A 22,297-nucleotide genomic window follows, 5' to 3' on the forward strand; every position below is an offset into this window, starting at 1 on the left:
GCCCTTTGGAAACCCGGGCCTCTCAGGCCGCGAGCGGCAGGATCGTCCGCTCCGGGGCGTGCTCGGCGGCGATCGCTCCGGCGACGATCTCGGCGGTGGCCCCCGAGAGGGTCCAGCCGAGATGGCCGTGGCCGGTGTTGTAGAAGATTCCGGGCCGGCGGCCGCGACCGACCTTGGGCAGCATGTTCGGCAGCATCGGGCGCAGGCCGCTCCAGGCCACCACCCGGTCGGTGTCGACCAGCGGGAACTGCTCGCGGGTCCAGTCGACCAGCGGCTGGATCCGGTCGTGGCGGATGTCGCGGTTGAAGCCGTTGAACTCGGCGGTGCCGGCGACCCGCAGGCGCTCGTCGCCGAGCCGGCTCGTCACGATCTTGGCCGCCTCGTCGAGGATGCTCACCTCGGGGGCCGCCTTCTGGGCCTCCGGAGTCAGCAGGTTCACGGTGATCGAGTAGCCCTTGACCGGGTAGACGTTGACCCGGTCGCCGAGCATCGCGGCGAAATGCCGGCTGGCGCAGCCCGCACAGATCACCACCGCGTCGGCCTGCAGGACCTGCGTGTCCCCGGCAGGATGGCCCGCAGCGCGCCAGCCGATGTCATAGCCCCCCTCCCCCGGCGCGATCGTCTCGACGCTGGCGTCCTGGACGAAGCGGACGCCCCTGCGGGCGCAGGCGGAGGCGAGCCCCCGGGTGAACTTGTGGATGTCGCCGGTGGCGTCGGAGGGCGTGAAGAAGCCCCCGTGATAGGTCCCGGCCAGCGTCGGCTCGATCGCCCGGATCTCCTCCGGAGTCACGGCGTAGCGCTCGAGGCCGCCCTCCCGCAGCAGGGCGTTGACTCCGGTCGCCTTCTCGAAGCTCGCCCGGTCCCGGTAGAAATGCAGGATGCCGCGGGTCTTCAGGTCGAAGTCGATCCCCTCGGCCTCGGCCATGGCGAACAGCGCCTCCCGGGCCTTCAGGGCCAGCCGCACGGTCTCCACGGTGTTCTCGCGGTAATGGGCGATCTCGCGGACGAACGCGGCCATCCAGGACAGCTTGTGCCAGGAAGGCTTGGGATTCATCAGCAGCGGCGCGTCCCGGCGCATCATCCAGCGCAGGCCCTGCATCACCGTGGAGAGCTTGTTCCAGACCTCGGCGTTGCAGGCCGAGAGCTGGCCGCCATTGGCGAAGGAGGTCTCCATGGCGGCGTAGCGCTGCCGGTCGAGGACGGTGACGCGGTAGCCGCGCTGGGCGAGCGCATAGGCGGTCGTCACGCCGGTGATGCCGGCGCCGATCACGGCGATGTGGGTCATGGGCTTGGACTCCGGGACGTGGACGCGTGGAGGCCGCCTCAAGCGGTCGGCCGGTTGCGCGCCCCATCTGTCCCGGTGCCTGAGAGCTTGATCCGTCCCGCCCTGGCGCGGCGAAGTACGGACGTCCCCTTCGGCGGGTGCCCACGGGTTCCCCCGCTGCACCTCTCTCCAGATCGCCCTGACGACACGGTTCCGGTGCCTGAGAGTTTCCGGGGCGGTTGCTCCGTCGGCGCCGGGTCCCCTCTGCTGGGAAGATCCCGGTCTCTCCCGCATCGTCACGATGGGCTGTCCCTGGATACGCCGATCGGCCGCAGGGGAGAAGCCCGCCCGTCCCGCCGGCGGCCGATTTCACCGACAGCCGCTGCGCGTTGTCACCGCCACCCACGCTCTCCGCCGGAGCGATCCCAGCCGCCGCCGGTTGACGCTGGATTCTCCGGGAGACACCCCGATGCTGACCAGGACCGCGATCTACGAGGGCAGGGTGCGCGACGCCCGGGAAGAGGAATTCTTCCGCCGGGTCCGGGACGAGTTGGAGCCGTTCTGGCGGCGATTCCCGGGCGTCACCGCCGTGCGGATCCAGCGCGTGGTCTCGAAGGACGCCGACGCGCGGCCGATCGCCATGATCCTGGAGATGGACTTCCCCGATCAGGCGGCGCTGGATGCCTGCCTCGCCTCTCCGATCCGCCCGGAATCGCACGCCGCCACCGAGGCGGTGATGGAGATGTTCGACGGCCGCTTCTACCATCTGGTCAGCACCGGGCGCACCATGTCGCTGGTGGATTAGGACCCGGCCTCGGAAGGTCAATCTCCGCTCGAACGCAACGGCAAGTTTACCGCATATAAACCTATACTGACATATTATAATAGCCTGAAGATAAAATCTCAGGCCTGAACATCAGTTGATCCAGCACTCTTTAAGGGTCTCGGCGCAGGTTCCGTCCGAGCGACACCCTTCTTGTTCAGGCGGACGGCGCGATGGCGAAATGGATTCCTGGCGCGGCCGTCTTCGGCCTCCTGTGCCTGATGATCATCCCGGCTCCCGGGATCTGGGGCGTCCTGATCGGGGCCGCCTGCGTGCTGGCCATCGTCGGCAGCCTGTGCATGCTCGCCCTCGATCGGGTGGCGAGCGCCATCCTCGTCTGGCGCTCGCGGATGCGGGCGCGACGCCCGAGCCCGAGCCGGAGCCGGAGCCGGGTGGTCCATGCCGGCTCCAGGATGACCCGGAAGGTCTGAGCCTCCGGCGGGGCGCCGGGGGCTGGATTCCCCGCGGCATCGGTGCAAGGTCCCGGCGCCGCGATCACGGCGCCTAAGACCAACCGGGACGGTCCGATGAAGCTCCTCTACTCCCCCGCCTCGCCCTATGCCCGCAAGGTGCTGGTCCTCGCCCACGAGACGGGACTGATCGACCGGATCGCCGTCACCGTCGCCGGGGCCTCGCCGACCGGGCCCTCCGCGGAGGTCGCCGCCCACAATCCGCTGGGCAAGATTCCCGCCCTGGTCCTGGAGGACGGCACCGCCCTCTACGACAGCCGGGTGATCTGCGAGTATCTCGACGGCCTCTCGTCCGGGCCGCGCCTGTTCCCCGAAGGCGCCGCCCGCTGGGACGCGCTGACCCGGCAGGCGCTGGCCGATGGGCTGCTCGATGCCGCGCTGCTCGCCCGCTACGAGCGCGTGCTCCGCCCCGAGCCCCAGCGCTGGGACGCCTGGGAGGCCGGCCAGATCGGCAAGATCCGCGCGGCGCTGGACCGGTTCGAGAGCCTGGTCGGCGGGATGCCGGCACTGGATATCGGCACGGTCGCGATGGCCTGCGGGCTCGGCTACCTGGACCTGCGCTTTCCCGATCTCGCGTGGCGGGAGGGCCGTCCGGCGGTCGCGGCCTGGTACGCGCAGTTCGAGCGCCGGCCCTCCATGGCGGCCACCGTGCCGAAGGGCTGAGCTCCCGCCGTGCCGGGCCCCGCTACGGCCGGGCCCGGTCCGCGATCGCGTAGGGATGGGTCGAGCCGAGGGGATCGGCGAGGAAGTCCTGGACCGTCCCGGCGCCCGTGCCGAAGGTGATGAGCAGGAAGCCGCCCGCCAGGGCGAAGTTCTTCAAAAAATCCCAGAACAGCGCGCGGCCCTTGCCCCCCGCCCAGAAATCCCCCGGCACCCAGAACTGCTTCCACAGCAGCGCCGTCACCCCGCAATAGCCGGCGAGCACGAAGGCGGCGGCCCGGTCGGCGACCCCGGTCAGGATGCAGAGCGACATCCCGATCTCGACGCCGAGCCCGATCAGGATCAGCACCGTTGCGGGCGCCGTGGCGTGCACGGCCTCCCGCGCCTGCCCGACCGCGCCCCGGAAGTTCAGGATCTTGTCGAGGGCGCTGAACGGCAGGAACAGCAGCACGAGGAGCAGGCGGACGCTGAACGCGATTGCGACGCTGAGGCTGGCCATGCGCTGAACGGTCTCCCGATCCGGCCCGGTTCGGGCCGCCGATCCAAGGCGCTGATCCAAGCCGCGAGCGGCGCAAAGGTTTCGCGCGGCCCCGCCGGCCGCCTGCAGATCCTGGCCCCCGAAGCGCCCCGTGCGGGCCGGCCCCGGCGGTGCGCAGCGCGTCTTCGATCACGGGCGGCGGCAACGCAGACTCGGACGCCTCAGCCGAGACCGGCCTGCGCCGCGCCCACCTCGTCGAGGCGACGGCGCCCGGCACTCTCGAGAACGCCGTTCAGATCCGCCCGTGGCACGCCGACGTGCTTCGGCTCGGCGGCCCCAACATACACCTCGCGCGCCACAACTTCGTCCTGCCGCTGGTGTGCCGCCTGGTGCATCCCGGCTCCGGAAGCTCGGATGTCGGCCAGGGCGGGACGTCGAGAGCCGAGAGCGAAGCCGAGTCCCGGCGGCTGGTCGACCGCTTCGGCCGCATCCCCTGGTGAGATCGCGCCGCGCGGCGGACGCCCTGCGGGCCGGAAGCGCGCTCGACCGGCGCGGATGTTGGTTCAGACTGGGAGCGCCCCTCGGAACGATGACGCGGAGCCGGTCGTGCAGGTGCGGATCAGCCGCCGCACGAAGCCCGCGCACGCCTCAAGTTCGTCCCGGGTGACGTACTCGTCGGCCCGGTGGGCCCGGGCGATGGAGCCCGGTCCGATCACCACGGCGGGCACGCCGCCGAGCCGCTCGAACAGCCCACCCTCCGTGCCGTACGAAACCTTGGCGTGGCCGTTGCGGCCCGCGAGGCGCTTGGCCAGGGTCACGATCTCGGCCTCCGGATCGGTGTCGAGGCCCGGATAATCGATCAGCGGCTCGACATCGACGCCGCAGGCCGGATCGCCGGCCCGCATCAGCGGCGCCAGCGTCCCGGTGGCGTACCCGATCGCCGCGGCCGCCAGCGCCGCGGCATCGTCCGCGCCGATCGCCCGGTACTCGAACGCGACGCTGCAGGTGTCGGGCACGATGTTGAGCGCCGTGCCGCCCCGGACCACGCTCGACAGGCCGGTGGTGTGGGGCACGTCGTAGAGCAGGTCGCGGGCCCCGTCCCGGGCGATGGTCTCCGCGGACAGGCGGACATGCTCGATGAAGCGGGCGGCGTATTCCACCGCGTTGACACCCTGGGGCGCCAGGGCCGAGTGGCTGGCCCTGCCCCGGAAGGTGAGGCGGGCGGCCGACTTGCCCTTGTGGCCGACCACCACATCCATCCCGGTGGGCTCGCCCACGAAACAGCCGAGTGGCCGCGGCACGCGCTCGAGCATCCGGGCGATCAGCGGGCGCACGCCGAGGCACCCCACCTCCTCGTCGTACGAGATCGCGAGGTGGATCGGGGTGGCGAGATCCGCCGCGACCATTTCGGGCAGGAGCGCGAGGCAGACCGCGAGGAACCCCTTCATGTCGGAGGTGCCGCGCCCGTAGAGCCGCCCCCCCGCCTCCCGCAGGACGAACGGGTCCGACGACCAGGGCTGGCCCTCGGCCGGCACCACGTCGCTGTGGCCGGAGAGCACGTAGCCGGGGCGGGTCTCGAACGGCCCGACGCTGACCAGCAGCGCCGCCTTCCGGCCGGTCGGATCCGGCACCCGCTCCACCGCGGCGCCGTGACCCCGGCAATAGGCCTCGGCCCAGTCGATCAGCGGCAGGTTCGAGCGGTCGCTCACCGTGTCGAAGGCGACGAGCGTCCCGAGCAGCGCCACCGGATCGGGCGGGCCGGAGGGCGGCGGGACGGTCTGTGCGGGCTCTGTCATGGATGGCGTCCTGCAACCGCGCGCGAATCGGCCCGGATGGGGCGCCCGGATTCCTACGGGGTTTTCGGCGCTTCGGGGATCCCGGGCAACGCCCGGACCGCCCGACCGGTCCCGGGAACCGGTGCGGCACCCGAGCGTCGCTCTCGGGGGAGGCCGCCGGAGACCGCCCCTGGGAGCCCGAGCCATGCGTCGCCGTCCCGCTCCGATCCGCGCCGCCCCGATCCTCGCGACCCTGTTGCCGGCGGCCCTGCTGCTGGCCGCCCCGGCCGAGGCCCGGCCACAGGCCGGGACGCCGCGCCATCGCGTCGCGTCCGACATGGACCGGACGCTCGCCCGAAGGGCGGCGCGGGACCGGCCGGACTGGCGGGTCTGGCAGCGGCCGCTCGTCCCGGCCTTCGCTCCGGCGACGCGCGAGCGGGTCGCGGCCCCGCCCTTCACGGGCTGGGGCTACGGCGGCACCCTCCCGGGGGCCTGGCCCGGCTTCTGATCCGCCTCGACCCGGGCCCGACCGCCTGCCATGGTGCGGGCGACCGAAGGCCTGAGACGGACACGATGGTGCTGGAGTTCCGCCTGGACGATCCGACCCCCGCGGATCCGCGCCGCCGCTGGAACGCCCTCGCGCAGGAGGCGCGGGACGCCTGCTACGACAACACCCGCGCGGTGGCCGACAGCGCCGCCCAGGTGGCCGCCCGGAATGCCGCCTCGGCCGCCTACCGGGCCGCGCATCCGGCGGGCCTCGACGTGCCCTACGGCCCGGGCCCCCGCAACGCCCTCGACCTCTACCCGGCCCGGGACGGGGCGGCGCCCTGCCTGGTCTTCATCCATGGCGGCTACTGGCAGCGCGGCGCGCGGGAGCTGTTCGCCTGCTTCGCGCAGGGCCCGAACGCCGCCGGCTGGTCGGTGGCGATGGTCGGCTACACCCTGGCGCCGGAGGCGAGCCTCACCCGGATCGTGGCGGAGATCGGCGCGGCCCTCGACTGGCTCGCCGCCCACGGGGCCGCGCACGGGATCCGCGGCCCCCTGATCCTGTCGGGCTGGTCGGCCGGCGGGCTGCTCACCGCATTGCATCTGGGCCATCCGGCGGTGGCGGCGGGGCTGGCCATCTCCGGCGTCTACGACCTCGCGCCGATCCGCCAGACCGAGCTGGACGCCAAGCTGAGCCTCACCGACGCGGAGGTCGAGACCCTGTCCCCCCTGCGCCGTCCGGCGGTGGCGAAGCCGCTCTGCATCGCCTACGGCTCGCGCGAACTGCCGGCGCTGATCCACGACGCCCGCAACCTGCACGCCCTGCGGGCGGCGGCCCACGCCCCGGGGGCCCTGCTGCCGGTGCCCGATGCCGAGCACTTCTCGGTGCTCGACGCCCTGCGCCGGCCGGGCGGGATCCTGGTCCGGGCGGCCCATGCCCTCCTCGAGGGCTGACGATCCGGGCGATGGGACGATTCCGGGCGTATTTACAACTCCCAATAGAAATTTCGCATCGCCGGAGACCGCTCCCGTCTTGCTGAGGCCCGCGGCGCGTGCTGAGACGGGGGTGCGGGCGCGATCTCCCTCCTCCGGGAGCCGGCCGGATCCGAGGGAGATCGGATGCAAGCGGTCGCGCGATCGGAAACCCCTGCGGCGGCGGCCTGCGCCGATCCCGCGGACCGGGCCGACCGCCGCCGCCGCGGATGGGGCACGCCGCGGCTGCGCGTCGTCCTGGCTTTGGGCTTCGGCACCCTCGGCTTCCTGGCGACCCTGGCGCTCGCCGCCCTTGTGAGCCGGGAGGCGACCCGACGGCTCGAGGCGGAGGTCGGCGGCCAGCTCGCCGAGATCGCCGGCCAGATGGCCCGGAACCTCGATATCGGGATGTTCGAGCGCTGGCGCGACATCCAGATCGCCGCCGCCTCGGACAGCCTGCGCGATCCCGGAACCGCGACGGCGGCCAAGCGCGCCGTGATGGAGCGGCTCCAGGCGACCTACCCGGCCTATTCGATCATCGGGCTGGTCGACGCCGACGGGCGCGTATCCGCGACCAGCACGGGCGCCCTGGAGGGCGCGGACGTCTCCGGCCGGGACTATTTCCGCGGCGGCCTCGAGGGGCCCTATGTCGGGGACGTGCATCCGGCCAAGCTCCTCCAGAGTCTGATGCCTCCGGTCGACACCGGTGCGCGCGGGGCGGCGCGGGAGCCGCTGCGCCTCGTCGATGTCGCGGCCCCGGTCCGGTCGCCGGACGGCCGCGTCCTCGGAGTGCTGGCCGCCCATCTCGACTGGACCTGGGCGCGCGACATGGCGCGCATCCTCGAAGGCGCGCTCCGGGGCCATCGCCAGGGGGCCGAGATCCTGATCCTGTCCCGCGACGGCACCGTGCTCCTCGGTCCGCCCGCCCTGCAGGGCGCGGCCCTGCCCCGGGCGGTCCTGACCGGCGACAGATCCCTCGATCCGCAGGGCACGAGCCGGGTCGGGCCCTGGCCCGACGGCGCCGCGGCATATCTCAGCGCCCACGCGTCCACGACCGGTCACCGGGACTATCCCGGTCTCGGCTGGCAGGTGGTGGTGCGGCAGACGGCCGACCGGGCCCTGACCGCGGTGGCGGCCCTGCGCGGGGACATCCTGGTGGCGGGCAGCGTGGTGGCGCTCGCGGCGGCACTGCTCGCGTGGCTGCTCGCCGGCCTGATCGCCCGCCCGCTGCTGGACCTGGCGGTGGCCGCCGAGACGCTGGGCCGCGACCAGCGGCCGCCGCCGCTGCCCCGCGCCTTCGTGCGCGAAGGCGCGATGATCGCCGACGCCCTGGGCGCGGCGGCGGACGAGCTCGCCCGGCGCGCGGACACCCACCGGCTGCTGATCGATGAACTGAACCATCGGGTGAAGAATACCCTCGCCACCGTGCAGGCGATGGCGGCCCAGAGCCTGAAGAACCTCGGCGGGGACGCCGCGGCCGGGCGCGACGCCTTCGAGGCGCGGCTGCTCGCCCTGTCGCGGGCCCACGACATCCTGACCCGCGAGAGCTGGGCGAGCGCGGACCTGCGCGGCGTCGCGACCCAGGCGATGCGGCCCTTCCTGGGCGCGGAAGTCCCGGGGGGCGCTCGGTCCGGCAGCGATCTGGCGAGCCAGACCTCGTCCGGTGCGCTGCCGCCGCGCATCAGCCTGGAAGGTCCCGACCTGCGGCTGCCGCCCGAGGGCGCGCTGGCGCTCACGATGATCCTGCACGAATTGTGCACCAACGCGGTCAAGCATGGCGCCCTGTCGGTTCCGGGCGGTCGCGCGGCGCTGGTCTGGACGGTGGAGGCCGGCCTAGACACCGATACCCTCCGGGTGACATGGTGCGAGTGCGGCGGCCCCCCGGTCGTCCCGCCGACGCGGAAGGGATTCGGCACCCGCCTGCTGGAGCGGGGCTTTGCCGGGAACAGGACCGCCAGCCTCACCTACGAGGCTGCGGGCGTCGTCTACAGGGCGGCCAATCCCCTGCCCGCCCCCGGCCGCGCGGCCGCGCAGCCCACGCCGCGTCTGCAGGCCGGACGGGCCTGATCCCGCTCCGGCCCGATCGGCTCTCCCTCCCGTTCCACCCCGACATCGACCCCGCCTCACGGCGTCGGGACAGCGGCCGCGCATTCCCTTAGCCCGGCCCCACGGTCCGGCCCCACGGTCCGACAGAGCCCGATCCGGCGCATCGGAACCAGATCCGACTTTAATCCCGGCAATGATTTCGTGACGAGACAAAGACGTGCGCAAACACACTCTGTAGTACATTGGTGATGGATTAAAGTCTTCATTGATGTGATGTGCTGAGACGCACATGAGATTTGCAAGAGTTTGACTATGTTCGACTGACCGGCAGGGATTCGGTGTCCCCGGCCACAAGACGAACGCGCGAGGAAACGCCATGCCCCAGTCACGACACGTCCCGATCCGCGGCACCACCGTCGGCCTCGCCCTGGGCCTCCTGGCCGGACTCCTCGGCGCGCCCCTGGCCGCGCAGGCCGGCGAAGGCGGCGGCGGGAGCCGCCAGGCCGCCGGCGGGGGCCACATGAGTTCCTACGTCAGCGATCCCCATCACGACCCGCGCTCCCTGCACTCGCAGCGCGCCGGGACCGGTCAGCTCCTCGGAGCGCCGATGCTCCACGAGAGGGCCGGCACCACGGTGGCGCGACGCCGCGCGGTCGATCCCCACTGGGCGTCCGGAACCGTAGAGCCCCGCCGGGCCCGACGCTGAGACCGCCCGCCCGGCTCCGGGACGGCTCGCCTTCCTCCCCCGGCCTGGCCGGGGGACCTTCACCCCGACCCGAACGCTCGGGCCGCACGACCCGCCCCCCTCGGGACGGGTCGTGCGGCCCGAGCGGTGTGCCCGCCCCGGTTTCTCCCCCGGTTCTCCCAGCGTCAGAGACCCCTTCATGAACAACATCATCCAGGGCATCGCCAGCTTCCAGGGCAACGTCTTTCCCGGACAGCGGCAGATGTACCAGCAGCTCGTGCGCGACGGTCAGCAGCCGAGCGCGCTGATCATCGCCTGCGCGGATTCCCGGGTCTCGCCCGAGCACATCACCCAGGCGGGGCCGGGGGACCTGTTCGTCTGCCGCAACGCCGGCAACATCGTGCCCCCGGCCTCCGACGTGGTCGGCGGCGTCTCCTCGGCGATCGAGTATGCCGTGGTGGCGCTGGGCGTGCGCGACATCGTGGTCTGCGGCCATTCCGATTGCGGCGCCATGAAGGGGCTGATGAACCGGGATCTGCTCAAGCGGATGCCCAGTGTCGCGTCCTGGCTGCGCCACGCCGAGGCCGCCGAGCGGATCGTCTGCGAGGCCTATCCCGAGGGGATGGACGCGCAGGCCCGTCACCACGCCCTGGCCCTGGAGAACGTGGTGGTCCAGCTCGCCAACCTGCGCACCCATCCGAGCGTCGCCGCCGCCCTCGCCAAGGGGTCCCTGCGGCTGCACGGCTGGTTCTTCGAGATCGAGACCGGTGCCCTCCTGGCCTATGACGGCGCGAACGGGCGCTTCCGGCCGATCGCCGGGGCCGACATGCCCGTGGCGCAGGATTCCTCCACCGGCAGCCGCCTGCAGGCGGCCTGACCCATGCGGATCCCCAGCAGCCTGACCGCCGTCCTCGCCCCGGGCGGCGCCATCCGGACGAACCTCGCCCGGGACCTGCCCGCCTCCGTTGTGGTCTTCCTGGTGGCGCTGCCCCTGTGCATGGGCATCGCCATCGCGTCCGGCGTACCGCCGGAACGCGGTCTCGTCACCGGCATCGTCGGCGGCATCGTGGTCGGCCTCATCGCGGGCTCGCCGCTCCAGGTCAGCGGGCCCGCCGCGGGGCTCGCGGTGATCGTGTACGGGTTCGTGCAGGCGCACGGGCTCGACGCCCTCGGCCCGGTCCTGGTGGTGGCGGGCCTCGTCCAGCTCGCCGCCGGCGCCCTGCGGATCGGCGGCTGGTTCCGGGCGATCTCGCCGGCCGTGGTGCACGGCATGCTGGCCGGCATCGGGATCCTGATCGTCCTGGCCCAGATCCACGTCCTGACCGACGCCCTCCCCCGGGCGAGCGGCCTGGACAACCTCGTGGCGATCCCGGCCGCGTTCTTCGACTTCGTCACCGGCACGGGCGACCGCACCGGCGCCGTGATCGTCGGCGGGTTCACCATCGCGGCGATGATCGCCTGGGAGCGGCTGCGCCCGGCGCGGCTCCGGCTCCTGCCCGGGGCGCTCGTCGGCGTGCTGGCGGGCAGCCTGGCGGCCGGCCTCGGTGGCTTCGCCGTCAAGCGCGTGGCGGTGCCGGAGGCGCTCTTCTCCGGACTCGCCCTGCCGGGGGCCGAGGCCTGGGCGCGCCTCGCCGAGGCCGAGATCCTGATCATGGCCCTGGTCATCGCGGTGATCGCCAGCGCCGAGAGCCTGCTCTCGGCGGCCGCTGTCGACCGGATGCACGACGGCCCCCGCACCCGCTTTGACCGGGAGCTCGGCGCCCAGGGCATCGGCAACCTGATCTGCGGACTCCTCGGCGCGCTGCCGATGACCGGGGTGATCGTACGCTCCTCGGCCAACGTCCAGGCGGGGGCGGTGAGCCGGGCCGCCACGGTGATGCACGGGACCTGGATCCTGGCCTTCCTGCTCGCCCTGCCCTGGCTGCTCGCCCTGGTGCCGACGGCGAGCCTTGCCGGCATCCTGGTGGTCACCGGCTGGCGACTGGCGAGCCCGGCCCACGCCCTGCACCTGCAGGCCCGCTACGGCTGGCTGACCGCCGCGATCTGGCTGGCCACGATGGCCACCGTGGTGGCGGTGGACCTGCTCTCCGGCGTGCTCACGGGCCTCGCCCTGAGCCTCATCCAGGCCCTGCCGAGCCTGCGCAAGGGCCGGCTCCGGATCGAGCACGCGGCGGCCCCGGAGGTGCCCGGCGTGCCGGAGCTGCGCCTGTCGGGGGCGGCGACCTTCCTGCAGCTTCCGAGCCTCACGGCGGCCCTGGAGCGTACCCCCGAGGGCGGCGAGGTCCGCCTCGCCACCGACAACCTCGCGGCCATCGACCACACCTGCCTGGAGATGATCGGCGACTGGGCGAGCCGGCGCAGCGCCGCCGGCAGCCGGATCGCCGTGGTCGGCGGGTCGGGAGTCCCGCACGACCGGCTCGCCGCCGCGGTGGCGGCCCCGGCCCACTAGGAAGCCCTGTGCCGAAGGGGCAGACCCTTCGGCACAGGGCGCGTCGGAGCAGGCCGTTCGGACGCGGGCCCGAAGCGGACGCGGGGCGGGCGGGGTCCGGGCGGGATCCGAAGGCGGGACCGTGGGTCCTGCGGCGGCGCCCCGACGTTTCCACGCGGATCCGAGCGGACGGCGCCCCCGGGCCTGTCCGCGTCGCGGCAGACGGTCGCGGCAACCGGTCGACGGGGCCGCCTTCCGGTCCGTCCCGACGCGGGCCGGGAGCCGCCCGGGTTCGTCGGAACCCGGAATTCCATCGTTTTCACAACCGGTTAATCCTGAATCTTCGCGCCCCCTTAACGGGCGGACCGCCAGACTCGCCGCTACGGCAGGCCCGCTGCGCGGGATCGGCCGCGGAATGGTACTCGTCAGGAGCTTCGTCGATGATCAGGTTCCTCGCGGCTTCGGCCGCATGCCTGGTCCTGTGCGGCGCCGCGGCGGCGCAGGACATGCCCGGCCTTGCGACGCTGCATCCGCCCGATCCCGCCCAGCCGGTGGCGGCGAGCCCCCCCGTCCCGATGCCGGACGGCGGGGTGGCGCCGGGACTGCGCCTGGGATCCGTTCCCGATCCGGACGCGGCCCGTCCCGACCCGGTCCCGACGCCCCCCGGCAGCCTCGCGCTCCGCAGCACCGCGGCCGACGCCGCGCAGACGACCGCCAGCCTGAAGGCCCCGTCCGCCACGCCCAAGCCGTGGTGCGCGCAGGAGCGGCGGGTCGGCACCGGTCTCGGCTTCTGCCTCGTCAATTGATCGGTCCGCCCGGGCCGTGCCGGGCTCTGCCCCGGACCCGGTCGCCGGCTCAGGAGGCCCCGTAGACCGCGACCGCGTCGAAGGTCTCGCCGTCCTCCGGGGCTTGGTCGCGAGAAGCGACGAGGGAGGCGACGAGGAGGACCAGCACGGCCGCTGCGACGGCCGCGACCGCGAGCGGCCGCGTGATCAGATCCGCATGGGCGCGGGCGGCGTGGATCACCGCGCAGCCGAGAAGGAAAATGCACACCTGCGCGGCCGGCGTCGCGAAGGCCGCCGTCATCGCGGCGTCCCGGTCGTCCGATGCCGGCCGATCACGCCGATCGGGTCCATGACGGTGTTCATGTCCGTGTCCATGGCACGCCCTCCCCGGCTGAGGCTGCCGATGCCCGGCTTGACCCGCAGGCGGTCGTCCGCGCCGGCCGGCGTGCCCGAACATGCGGGCGCGGGCGACCCGGCCGGGCGTCACGTCTGCGTGACCGGGCCCCCTCGGGCGGGTTCCGGATCCGGCGGCGCCAGGGCGTAGGTGGCCTCACCGACCCGGCTCAGGGGCCCGCCCGGCCCGGACCGCTTCCACAGCCGCGTGTTGAGGGCCGCCACCGGATCCCGGCCGGGCAGGGTGAAGCCCTGCCCGACGAGCACCTCCAGGATCTCGGCCGCGTGCAGCGGCCGGCCCGCGCGCCCGATCGCCGCGCAGGCCGCCTCCACCACGGCCCGGCCGTAGCGGCGGGCGCCGGCGGCATCCTCCGTGAAGGCGATGGCCGGCGGGATGGCGCCGCGGGCGCCGGCGGCATCGGTCCGGACCACGGGACGCGCCTCCGGACGCACTTCCGGACGGGCTTCCGCCCCCCGTCGTCCGCGCGGCGCGCCGGAATCCTCCGCCGCCGGTCCGGACCGATCCCCCGGCACGCCCGGGTCCCCCAGCGCCGGATCGTCGGCCGGGTCTCCGCGAAGGCGCGCCCCCGGCTCGGGGACCGGATCCGATGCCGCCCTCGCCCCGGATCCGGCGGCTCCCAGGCGGCGGCCGAGTTCGAGGTAGAGCACGAGGTCGGCGATCTGCCGGTCGAGGGCCTCGCGCTGGCGCCGCAACGCGGCGAGCCGCGCCTCGATCTCGGATTCCGACAGGCCCACGCGATGGTCCCTCCGACCTGAGGGAACATCTACCCGTTCTCAGCACCGGTGGGAATGCTCTAGATCGGAATATTCCGTCCCGCCTGAGCGACGGTCGGAATATTCCATCCGGCGAGCCTTATTCCCTCGCCCGCTTCCGCATTCCCTTGGCGGCCGGCCTGGGCGGCACGAGCAGCGTGCTCGGATCGGCCGGATGCAGGGTCAGGCCGCCCTCGTCGAGGACCAGCGGCAGCCGCGGGAAGACCTCGCGCAGATGCGCGAGATCCGCCTTGAACGCCTGCCGGAAGCTGCGGATCGAGGCGTTCTCGGCGCCGAACTGCGCGTGGAGGTTGGCCCAGGTCAGGCGGAGCGGGCGCTGCAGCGACCGCAGGCGGTAGCCGGTCCAGAACAGCAGGTCGAGCTTGCGCGCCGAGCCCGAGAAGGCCCGGGCCGCCCGCACGTCCACCGGCAGGGCGTGCCGGATCAGGGTCTCGTAGAATTCGGGGTCGAAGCGCACCGTGCGCCCCGCCTCGTCGGCCCCCTCGCCGGCGCGGGGGCGCCACAGTTCCAGGCTGCGGAACGGCGGAACGTTGAGGGTGGTGGCGCTGTCGCGCCCGTCCCAGAGGCCGATCTGCATGGAGCAGGCGGCCAGCCGGTTCAGCTGCTCCTTGAACTGGCGGATGGTGCCGCGCTCGCCCCCCGTGACCGCGAAGCCCATCTCGCGCATGAAGCCCGACAGGGTCTCGGCCACCTTCACGGTGGGGCTGCGCTGGCGCACGGCCTCGGTGCAGAGGTGCAGCAAGACCAGCCGGGCCTTCGGGCCGTAGGGCAGCCCCTGGGGCTCGAAGGCGCCCGTCTCCGGATCCTTGATCCGGCCGGCGATCAGGCTGAGGGAGTTGCGCCCGTAGCTGCGGGAGAATTCGCGCACCGGCCCGGGGTCGCGGTAGGGCAGGCCGCACAGCGCCAGGACCGAATGGATGTGCTGGAGGCTCGACGGGAGCGCCGGCTCGCTCTCGATCACGAGGCGCACCGCGTCGCGGCGGCGCTGGTCGCGCGACAGGCCGGCCCGGCGGCTCTCCTCCTCACCCAGGAGGGCGGCCTGGGCATCGCGCTCGCGCTGACGGTGGAGCACGTGCTCCACGATCTGCGCGAACAGAAAGCCGCCGCGCGCCGCCTCGATCTCGGCCTGCAGGTCCGGGTCGTGGATCCCGGCGATCTTCTCCTCGATGCTCATCGCCCCTCGGTCCGCGGCACAGGGGCGCGTTCGTCCGGCGAACGGGAGAACGGCCCGATCCTGCCATGCCACGATTCGGACGCCGCGGACCCGGTTCGATCGGGCTTGTCCCGGCAATCCACGCTTCCCCACTCCCGGCCCGCCCCCGAATGCAGGCGCATGACCGGGGCCGGGTGACCGCGGCCCCCCTCCGGCCCCGCGCGACGCAGAGTTCGATACGGGGTCCGTCCGCCGCCCGATCCCACGCAGAGTTCGATACGCCCACCCGCCCGCGTTCCGTCCCCGTTATCCACCGGCGCGGGCCGGAATCCCCGCCGAATCCGATACGCCGCCGCGCAGATTCCGATACGCCAGGTCGCCGGTCCGGCGCAGAATCCGATACGCGGCCGCGCAGAGTTCGATGCGCACCCACGCAGAGTCGGATGCGCAAAACCACATCAACCCCATGGCCAGAATGAGGAATTTCGGACTGCATATAACTTGCCGAACTGACTCTCTGAAAGACTCTTCCAGATAATCTTCCTAGTGGCGGAGAGCCTGTTCGTTCTGACGAACGAACCCTGACCGCACCGGAAGCGCACAGGGTACGAAGGGAATGTATGGTGGTTTTCCACATTCCCTCGAATTGCCGCCGTCGCCGCTTGACGATCCGCAGAGCCTGGATGGCGGCGGGCCGGCCGGCTTCGTCACGGGGACCGTCGCGATCCCCGCGATGGCGGCTTGACGCGGACGATGCCGCCCGGTTTCTCGGAGCCGTCCCAGAGGGCCCTCAGATGAAGAGCGTGCCGATGCCTCCCTTTCCGATCGAATCCCGATGACGGACCGCCGCGATGACGGCCGTCCGTCCGGCGGTCGCCCCGCCCCGAATCGCCCGCACGGGCCCCGACGTCCGGCTCTGCGGCCCGGCAACCGCCCCGGCAGCCGTCCCGGCGCGGCGGGCCGCCAGCGGGAGGCGGACGGCGACGGGCCGGCCGTGCTCTATGGCTGGCATCCCGTGGTTCAGGCCCTGGGCAATGCGCAGCGCGGCCTGCAGCGGCTGCTCGCCACCGAGAACGCGGCGGCGCGGCTGGAGGCGGAGTTCGGCGGCGCCTTGCGGATCACCCCGGAACTGGTCCGGCCGAGCGAGATCGGCCGCCTGCTCGGACCGGACGCCGTCCACCAGGGACTGTATCTCGAGGCCGAGCCCCTGCCCGCCCCGGGGCTCGACGATCTGCCCGCCGACGCGCTGCTGCTGGCGCTCGACCAGATCACCGACCCGCACAATGTCGGGGCGATCGTCCGCACCGCCGCGGCCTTCGGGGTGGCGGGGATCGTCACCACGGCGCGCCACGCTCCGGGCGCAACCGGGGTCCTGGCGAAATCCGCCTCCGGCGGCCTGGAGCACGTGCCGTTCGTGACCGTCCGGAACCTCGCCGAGGCGCTGATCGCCCTGGGGGAACGCGGCTTCACCCGGGTCGGCCTCGATTCCGACGCGCCGGAAAGCCTCGACGCCGTGACGGTCGCCCGGCCGCTGGTGATCGTGCTGGGCGCCGAGGGCAAGGGGCTGCGCGAGCGCACCCGGAGCTGCTGCGACCTGCTGGCGCGGATCCCCTTCGCGGGGGCGATCCGCAGCCTCAACGTCTCGAACGCCGCCGCCATCACCCTCTACGCCCTCGGCCGGACCGAGACCTGACCGCGACCTGACCGCGACGCGGACCGACGGCCCGGTCGAGACACGTTCGGAAACACGGAACCGGCGCCGGAAGCCCCTCTTCCGACTAGGCAGTTTCCGCAACTTCCCGTAGAGTTGCGGATGAGGGGGGCGTAGGCTGGAAGGCTGCGTCCGGATGCTGGACGATGTGATGACCTATGGCGGCTGGGCCGTCGGCCTGGTCGCTGTCGGCGTATGGACTTGGCTCGCGCGGCGTGCCTTTCCGAGTTTCGAATCCTTCGTGAGGGGCTTCGACGACGAGCTGCAGCTGGGCGCCAGCCCGGAGGAGCGCGCGCGCAGCGCGCGCTGGCATCAGGTCCGTCAGGCCGCCGTGGCGCTGACGGCCGTCGCGGCCCTGTGCCTGTCGATCGGGTTCGCGATTCCCGACTGAGCCCGCCGATTCGGCCGCGCCGGATCCGCGCGCTCACCGCCTCGGCCAGATCGATGTGGCGCTCCTGACCTTCCGGCACGGTTCCGGAGGCCGGCGTGCACTGAGGGCGCGGGGCGTCCCGGCGTTGGGCCGCGGCAGGACCCACGACAGATCCCGGATTCGAAGGCGCCGGGACCCTTCGCGGGTGCAGGGGGTGCCCTGCCGTCGGGCATGGCCCGGTGACGCCGGGGCGCCGCCCCGACACCCCGTCCGAGGGCGCGCCCTTCGGAAGCCCCGGCTCAAGCCGCCCGGATCCGGGTGAGGAAGCCCTCCGCGGCCTCCCGCAGGTCGCTCGCTTGGCGGGACAGGTCCCCTGCTGCCCGCAGCACCTGTTCGGAGCCCCGGCTGGCCGCGGCGGCGGCCTCGCCGACGCCCGCCATGTGCCCCGAGACCCCGCGGGTGTCCTGCGAGGTCTGGGCGGTGGTCCGGGCGATTTCCGCGGTGGCGGCGCCCTGCTCCTCGACCATGGCGGCGATCTCGGCCCCGATCCGGGCGAGGTTGCGAATCACCTCGGTGATGCTGCCGATGGACCGGACCGAGGCCTCCGTCGAGCCGGTGATCTCGGCGACCTTGGCGGCGATCTCCTCGGTGGCCCGGCTGGTCTGGGTGGCGAGGTCCTTGACCTCGGCGGCGACCACCGCGAAGCCGCGGCCCGCCTCGCCGGCGCGGGCGGCCTCGATCGTGGCGTTGAGCGCCAGCAGGTTGGTCTGACCGGCGATCTGCGAGATGATCGCGACGATCTCCCCGATGCTCCCGGCCGCCTGGGCGAGACGGTGCACCTCGCTGGCGGTCCCGTCCGCGTCCCGGGTCGCGGCGGCGGCGAGGTCGGCCGAGGCCCCCACCTGTACGCCGATCTCCCGGACCGAGGCGGTGAGTTCCTCGGTGGCCGCCGCCACCGTGTCGGCCGAGCGCGCGGCCGAATCGGCGGATCCGGCCACCGTCCGGCTGAGATCCGTGGTGTCCTGCGCGGTCCGGGCCATGCCGTGCGCGGAGGCCTCCAGCTGGGCGGCGGCCGCCGAGACGGCCGCGACGATGCCGCCGACCTGGCGCTCGAAGCTGTCGGCGAGGCCCAGGGCGGCGGCGCGCTGCGCGGCACTCGCCTCGGCGGCGAGCCGCTCCTGCGCGGCCCGGGCGGCGCGACGCTCGGCGACGCTGTCGCGGAAGGCGACGGCGGCGGCGGCGATCGCCCGGACCTCCCGCGGGCCCCCCGACGGGATCGCCAGATCGGCCGTCCCCTGGTCCCGGCCGATCGCGGTCAGAACCTGCGCCATCCGGGCGAGGGGGCGCGCGATCGCGGTGCCGAGCCAGACCGCGAGGCCGGCCGAGAGGGCGAACAGGGCGAGGCCTCCGGCGATCCAGAGGGTCAGCATCCGGTCCGCCCGGGCGCGCAGGGCGCCGGCGGCGGCCTCCAGATCGGCGGTGAGCCGGTCCTCCACGCCCTTCAGGGCATCGATGCGCTGCGTGGCGAGGCCGAACCAGGAAGGCGCGTCGCGGAAGGCGAGCGGCGTCCCCGGCATCGTTTCCTGGGCGATCCTGCGCAGGCGCGCGACCGCCCGGGCCGGCTCGGTCGCCTCGGCGGCGTCGAGCAGGGTCGTCTGGGCGGCCTCGGCCCCGGCCCGGAACAGGCCCGCATAGGTCGCCTGCTCGGCCGAGAGGGTGGCGAGCCGGCGCGCGGCCGCGAGGTCCAGGTTGCCGGAGGCGAAGACCGCCGAGGCGGCGGCCCGCTCCTGGCCGGCGGCTTCCTTCATGGCCAGGAAGGCCGCGTAGGCGTTCGCCCGGGCGGCGAGGCCGGCCTCGTCGATCGCCCCGCCCATCGCCCGCACGAGCCCGAGCCCCTCGCCGATCAGGCCGGTGTAGTAGCCGGCCGCCTGGGGGACGCCGGCCGTCAGGGCATCCACCGCCAGCCGCTGGTCGGCGAGCCCGGCGAGCGCCTGGCCGAAACCCGCGCCGCGCGCCGCGAAGGCCGGGCCGTACTGCGTGGCCGCCGCCATCGCCCCGGGAAGGTCTGCGAGAGCCGCGTCGGTGCGCACGCGCTGGGCGGCGAGTTCGGGCCCGAACTGTGCGCCCTTCGCGCCCAGGAACAGGCTGGAGGCGCCGCGCTCGCGCTGGGCCTCATGCACGAAGGCGCTGATCCGCGAGGCGAGGCCGACGAGGCTCTCCACCCGGTCCATCTCGGCGCGCCGCGCCCACTGGTCGGACACCGTCCAGCCGGCGGCCCCCGCGAAGGCGAGGCTGGGGGCGAGCGCCACGACCAGGATCCGGGCGCGAAGCGAGGAGAGGAGGATCATCGGCGGCAGGACATCTCGGAGAACAGAACGGAGCTTGGCCGCAGGTCATAAAGATCTGGTTATGTTGACCTGCCCGGATTCGGTGCAGCTCTGCCTGATCGGATGGCAGTTTCGGTCGGGGCGGCGCTGTCGGTGTGCAGGTTTGCCAGGTCTTCAGCGCGGGGATCATCGGTTCCGGGGATCGCCCGTGCGGGGGCGGGCCGTCTTTCATCAGCGGCGGTACTTCGGCGGAGGCCGTCCGGGGAATTCGCTCCCCCGGTTCTATTGCGGGGCGCGGGATCGTGACCCTGCGCCGGGTCATGCGGGACCGCCGCCGCCGGAGCGCCCTGAACCGCCGGGTCCTCTCCAGCGGAGGGCGACAGCTGCGCCCTTCCGCGCCCCGGCCCGCGTCGTCTCCGCCACCGCCGCCCCCCGGGCCGGGATCGTCGCTCTCGTCACCCCGATCGACGACCCGGAGCGGCTGATTTCCGGCTCCGCAAGCGCCGGAGCCTGTGGCGGTCCCGGGCGTTCCCGTCCCGGCGCGCGATGGGCGGCCCGCAGGATGGGCGGCCCGCAGGATGGGCGGCCCGCAGGACGTCGCCGCCGGGGCGCACGCCTCGACGGGCTGTCTCGCCGCGTTGACGCGGGGCGCCTGCGCACCACCCTGGGTGAGCATGACGGGGGGATCGACCCCGCGAGCCCGCGGCGTGCCCCGGCGCCGATCGAGAGCGGGCGGGCCGAGGACAGGATCGTGCGCGACGGTTTTCGGAGTGAGGAGGACGTGATGTCGGAGGCGGAGGCGATGGCGGACGCGGCGGGGACCGGCATCTTCGACGTGGCGGCGCTGGCGGCGGCGCTGCCCGGCAGCGCCCAGACCCTCCTGGTCGACACCTATCTGACCAACCGGGAGGCCGCGAGCGCCCGGGTGTTCCGGGTCTACCGGCCGACTCCGCCGCACTACCACGCCACCTGCGACGAGTACCTCTACTGCCTGTCGGGCCGGGGCACGGTCTGGCTGGGCGACCCGGCCGCCGCGACCGCATTCGGCCCCGGTCAGCTCCTGGTCTTCGAGAAGGGCACGGTCCACGCCATGCCGGAGATCGATCCCGCGGAACCGGTGGTGTTCCTCGCGATCGACACCCCCCGGCGGGCGCCCACCGACATCGTCTTCGTGAACCCGGAGGACGGCAGCCCCGCCACCTTCATGGCGCGCAACGCCGAGGCGTGAGCCTCACACCGGCAGGGACCGCCCGGCCGCCGCCACGGCGAGGAGCAGGGCCGCCACGAGCAGGAGCGCGGCGGACAGGCCCAAAGCCTGCGCGGCGAAGCCGATCAGCGCCGGGCCCGCCAGCACCCCGGCATAGCCGAGCGTCGTCACCGCCGGCACCGCCACGCGCGCGGGCATCGCGGTCTGGCGGCCGGCCGCCGTGAACAGGACCGGGACGATGTTGGCGCAGCCCGCCCCGACCAGGGCGTAGCCGGCGAGGGCCGCCTCCCAGGCCGGGACCAGGACCGAGAGCGCGAGTCCGGCGGCCGCCAGGAGGCCGCCGAAGACCACCACGGGCCGCCGCCCGAGCCGGGCCACGACCCGATCGCCGGCAAGGCGCCCGGCCGTCATCGTCACCGAGAAGGCCGCGTAGCCGAGCGCCGCCCAGGCCGGATCGAGGCCCCGCTGCTGGATCAGGAACACCGCGCTCCAGTCGAGGGCCGAGCCCTCGGTGAGGAACACCACGAAGCAGAGCAGGCCCAGCACCAGCACGACGCCCCGGGGGCGCGCGAAGGCGGGGCCTCCGCTCCCCCCTGCCCGCTCGGCCGGCAGGATCCCGGGCCAGGCGGCCGCGAACAGGGCCGCGATCCCGGCGACCAGGAGCAGCACGCTCCGGCCCGCGCCGAGCCCGGCCGCCAGCAGGCCACTGGCGATCAGCGCCCCCAGGATGCAGCCGAGACTGTAGAGGCCGTGGAAGCCCGACATCATCGGGCGCCCGCTGGCGCGCTCCACCACGACGGCCTGCAGGTTCATGACGCAGTCCACCGCCCCCATCCCGGCGCCGAACAGCACCAGCGCCAGGGTGAGCTCCACGAGCCCATCGCCCACGGCCAGCACCGGCAGGGCGAGGCCGATCGCCAGCGTGCCGGCGAGCAGGACCGGCCGGAAACCGAGCCGCGAAGCCGCCGCCCCGGCGCTCGGCATCGCCAGGATCGAGCCGATGCCGAAGGTGAGGAGCAGCAGGCCGAGCCCCGCCGCGTCGAGGCCGGCGCGGTCCTGCACCAGCGGCACCAGGGGCGCCCAGGTGGCGTTGGCGATGCCCACGATCAGGAACAGCAGCCGCGTGGACACGCTCTGTCCGCGGGCCGCATTCCGGTCCCCCGCCCCGCCGAGGGCGACCGGGTCGGTCAGGTCGAGCGCTGGCATCGGCACCTGTCGATGGAGTCGAGTCCGAGGGTGGATCCCGGCGACGTGGGGCCTCGGTTCCCGCGGTGCAACACCGGGCCGTCGTCGCGCGCGCCGTGCCGCGCGCCCGGAGGGGACACCGGCGGCCCCATGCGTCGGCGACTTGCCCGGTTCCTCGCAGGCGCCCTCGCGCGCCCGCTTGGACGCCCGCTTGGACGCCCGCTTGGACGCCCGCTCGGGCGCTGCCGGAACGCTTTGCCGCGCGCGCAAGGGCGGCGGCTCGT

The 22,297-nt window shown here is 73.7% G+C and carries 22 protein-coding genes and 2 riboswitches; of the genes, 14 read left to right on the forward strand and 8 right to left on the reverse strand.

Annotated features, from left to right (window positions below):
- Nucleotides 1–22: 22 nt before the first annotated feature.
- Nucleotides 23–1,285: a D-amino acid dehydrogenase gene (locus MCBMB27_RS05530; RefSeq protein ID WP_075380029.1), complete on the reverse strand. Its 1,263-nt coding sequence runs from the start codon at nt 1,283–1,285 to the stop codon at nt 23–25.
- Between the two features lie 65 nt (nt 1,286–1,350).
- Nucleotides 1,351–1,459: riboswitch (glycine riboswitch) on the reverse strand.
- A 3-nt stretch (nt 1,460–1,462) separates the two neighbouring features.
- A riboswitch (glycine riboswitch) is annotated at nt 1,463–1,565 on the reverse strand.
- 168 nt (nt 1,566–1,733) lie between these two features.
- On the opposite strand from MCBMB27_RS05530, the gene MCBMB27_RS05535 reads away from it, so the two are divergent.
- The 3 genes from MCBMB27_RS05535 to MCBMB27_RS05545 all read left to right on the forward strand — a co-directional run bounded on the left by MCBMB27_RS05535 (nt 1,734) and on the right by MCBMB27_RS05545 (nt 3,220).
- Nucleotides 1,734–2,069 (forward strand): hypothetical protein, encoded by a 336-nt coding sequence (locus MCBMB27_RS05535; protein WP_043345389.1) that lies wholly within the window; start codon nt 1,734–1,736, stop codon nt 2,067–2,069.
- 191 nt (nt 2,070–2,260) lie between these two features.
- The gene (locus tag MCBMB27_RS05540; RefSeq protein ID WP_043345387.1) at nt 2,261–2,518 is read left to right on the forward strand and encodes a hypothetical protein; all 258 of its coding nucleotides are present in this window, start codon (nt 2,261–2,263) and stop codon (nt 2,516–2,518) included.
- A gap of 96 nt (nt 2,519–2,614) precedes the next feature.
- On the forward strand, nt 2,615–3,220 hold the full coding sequence (locus MCBMB27_RS05545) for a glutathione S-transferase (RefSeq protein ID WP_043345385.1): 606 nt from the start codon (nt 2,615–2,617) through the stop codon (nt 3,218–3,220).
- 22 nt (nt 3,221–3,242) lie between these two features.
- On the opposite strand, the gene MCBMB27_RS05550 is transcribed toward MCBMB27_RS05545, so the two are convergent.
- Entirely contained in the window at nt 3,243–3,716 is a 474-nt protein-coding gene (locus tag MCBMB27_RS05550) for a DoxX family membrane protein (protein WP_043345382.1), read from the reverse strand.
- A 149-nt stretch (nt 3,717–3,865) separates the two neighbouring features.
- On the opposite strand from MCBMB27_RS05550, the gene MCBMB27_RS05555 reads away from it, so the two are divergent.
- Nucleotides 3,866–4,195, forward strand: coding sequence for a hypothetical protein (locus MCBMB27_RS05555; RefSeq protein ID WP_043345379.1), 330 nt, complete (start codon nt 3,866–3,868; stop codon nt 4,193–4,195).
- A gap of 63 nt (nt 4,196–4,258) precedes the next feature.
- On the opposite strand, the gene argE is transcribed toward MCBMB27_RS05555, so the two are convergent.
- Nucleotides 4,259–5,491, reverse strand: a complete 1,233-nt coding sequence (gene argE, locus MCBMB27_RS05560; RefSeq protein ID WP_075380030.1) for an acetylornithine deacetylase — start codon at nt 5,489–5,491, stop codon at nt 4,259–4,261.
- Nucleotides 5,492–5,675: 184 nt separating this feature from the next.
- On the opposite strand from argE, the gene MCBMB27_RS05565 reads away from it, so the two are divergent.
- The 7 genes from MCBMB27_RS05565 (at nt 5,676) to MCBMB27_RS05595 (ending at nt 12,893) form a co-directional block, all read left to right on the forward strand.
- Nucleotides 5,676–5,978, forward strand: a complete 303-nt coding sequence (locus tag MCBMB27_RS05565; protein ID WP_043385927.1) for a hypothetical protein — start codon at nt 5,676–5,678, stop codon at nt 5,976–5,978.
- A gap of 65 nt (nt 5,979–6,043) precedes the next feature.
- Nucleotides 6,044–6,910: an alpha/beta hydrolase gene (locus MCBMB27_RS05570; RefSeq protein ID WP_043385924.1), complete on the forward strand. Its 867-nt coding sequence runs from the start codon at nt 6,044–6,046 to the stop codon at nt 6,908–6,910.
- Between the two features lie 165 nt (nt 6,911–7,075).
- Entirely contained in the window at nt 7,076–8,995 is a 1,920-nt protein-coding gene (locus MCBMB27_RS05575) for a sensor histidine kinase (RefSeq protein WP_075380031.1), read from the forward strand.
- 355 nt (nt 8,996–9,350) lie between these two features.
- Nucleotides 9,351–9,680, forward strand: a complete 330-nt coding sequence (locus MCBMB27_RS05580; protein ID WP_051044734.1) for a hypothetical protein — start codon at nt 9,351–9,353, stop codon at nt 9,678–9,680.
- 178 nt (nt 9,681–9,858) lie between these two features.
- Complete coding sequence (locus tag MCBMB27_RS05585) at nt 9,859–10,536, forward strand: carbonic anhydrase (protein WP_043385918.1); 678 nt, start codon at nt 9,859–9,861, stop codon at nt 10,534–10,536.
- Nucleotides 10,537–10,539: 3 nt separating this feature from the next.
- Nucleotides 10,540–12,108, forward strand: a complete 1,569-nt coding sequence (locus MCBMB27_RS05590) for a SulP family inorganic anion transporter (RefSeq protein ID WP_236952912.1) — start codon at nt 10,540–10,542, stop codon at nt 12,106–12,108.
- A gap of 419 nt (nt 12,109–12,527) precedes the next feature.
- Nucleotides 12,528–12,893: a hypothetical protein gene (locus tag MCBMB27_RS05595; protein WP_075380032.1), complete on the forward strand. Its 366-nt coding sequence runs from the start codon at nt 12,528–12,530 to the stop codon at nt 12,891–12,893.
- Between the two features lie 49 nt (nt 12,894–12,942).
- Here the strand turns inward: MCBMB27_RS05595 and MCBMB27_RS05600 are convergent, their stop codons facing one another.
- The 3 genes from MCBMB27_RS05600 to MCBMB27_RS05610 all read right to left on the reverse strand — a co-directional run bounded on the left by MCBMB27_RS05600 (nt 12,943) and on the right by MCBMB27_RS05610 (nt 15,234).
- Nucleotides 12,943–13,173 (reverse strand): hypothetical protein, encoded by a 231-nt coding sequence (locus MCBMB27_RS05600; protein ID WP_043351523.1) that lies wholly within the window; start codon nt 13,171–13,173, stop codon nt 12,943–12,945.
- Nucleotides 13,174–13,355: 182 nt separating this feature from the next.
- Nucleotides 13,356–14,021 carry a hypothetical protein gene (locus tag MCBMB27_RS05605; protein ID WP_043756715.1) on the reverse strand — a complete coding sequence of 222 codons (666 nt, stop codon included), beginning with the start codon at nt 14,019–14,021 and terminating at the stop codon, nt 13,356–13,358.
- 118 nt (nt 14,022–14,139) lie between these two features.
- Complete coding sequence (locus MCBMB27_RS05610; protein ID WP_043385909.1) at nt 14,140–15,234, reverse strand: replication protein RepA; 1,095 nt, start codon at nt 15,232–15,234, stop codon at nt 14,140–14,142.
- A gap of 814 nt (nt 15,235–16,048) precedes the next feature.
- On the opposite strand from MCBMB27_RS05610, the gene MCBMB27_RS05615 reads away from it, so the two are divergent.
- A complete protein-coding gene (locus MCBMB27_RS05615) occupies nt 16,049–16,906 on the forward strand; it encodes a TrmH family RNA methyltransferase (protein ID WP_043385906.1) in 858 nt (285 codons plus the stop codon).
- Nucleotides 16,907–17,075: 169 nt separating this feature from the next.
- Complete coding sequence (locus tag MCBMB27_RS05620; RefSeq protein WP_085987657.1) at nt 17,076–17,315, forward strand: hypothetical protein; 240 nt, start codon at nt 17,076–17,078, stop codon at nt 17,313–17,315.
- A gap of 278 nt (nt 17,316–17,593) precedes the next feature.
- Here MCBMB27_RS05620 and MCBMB27_RS05625 read toward each other — a convergent pair whose 3' ends face one another.
- Nucleotides 17,594–19,642: a methyl-accepting chemotaxis protein gene (locus MCBMB27_RS05625; protein ID WP_053610469.1), complete on the reverse strand. Its 2,049-nt coding sequence runs from the start codon at nt 19,640–19,642 to the stop codon at nt 17,594–17,596.
- Between the two features lie 781 nt (nt 19,643–20,423).
- Here MCBMB27_RS05625 and MCBMB27_RS05630 point away from each other — a divergent pair.
- Nucleotides 20,424–20,849, forward strand: a complete 426-nt coding sequence (locus MCBMB27_RS05630; RefSeq protein WP_053610489.1) for a cupin domain-containing protein — start codon at nt 20,424–20,426, stop codon at nt 20,847–20,849.
- 3 nt (nt 20,850–20,852) lie between these two features.
- On the opposite strand, the gene MCBMB27_RS05635 is transcribed toward MCBMB27_RS05630, so the two are convergent.
- Entirely contained in the window at nt 20,853–22,034 is a 1,182-nt protein-coding gene (locus MCBMB27_RS05635; protein WP_053610468.1) for an MFS transporter, read from the reverse strand.
- Between the last annotated feature and the right edge of the window lie 263 nt (nt 22,035–22,297).

It is taken from the genome of Methylobacterium phyllosphaerae, assembly GCF_001936175.1.
Taxonomy (GTDB): Bacteria; Pseudomonadota; Alphaproteobacteria; order Rhizobiales; family Beijerinckiaceae; genus Methylobacterium; species Methylobacterium fujisawaense.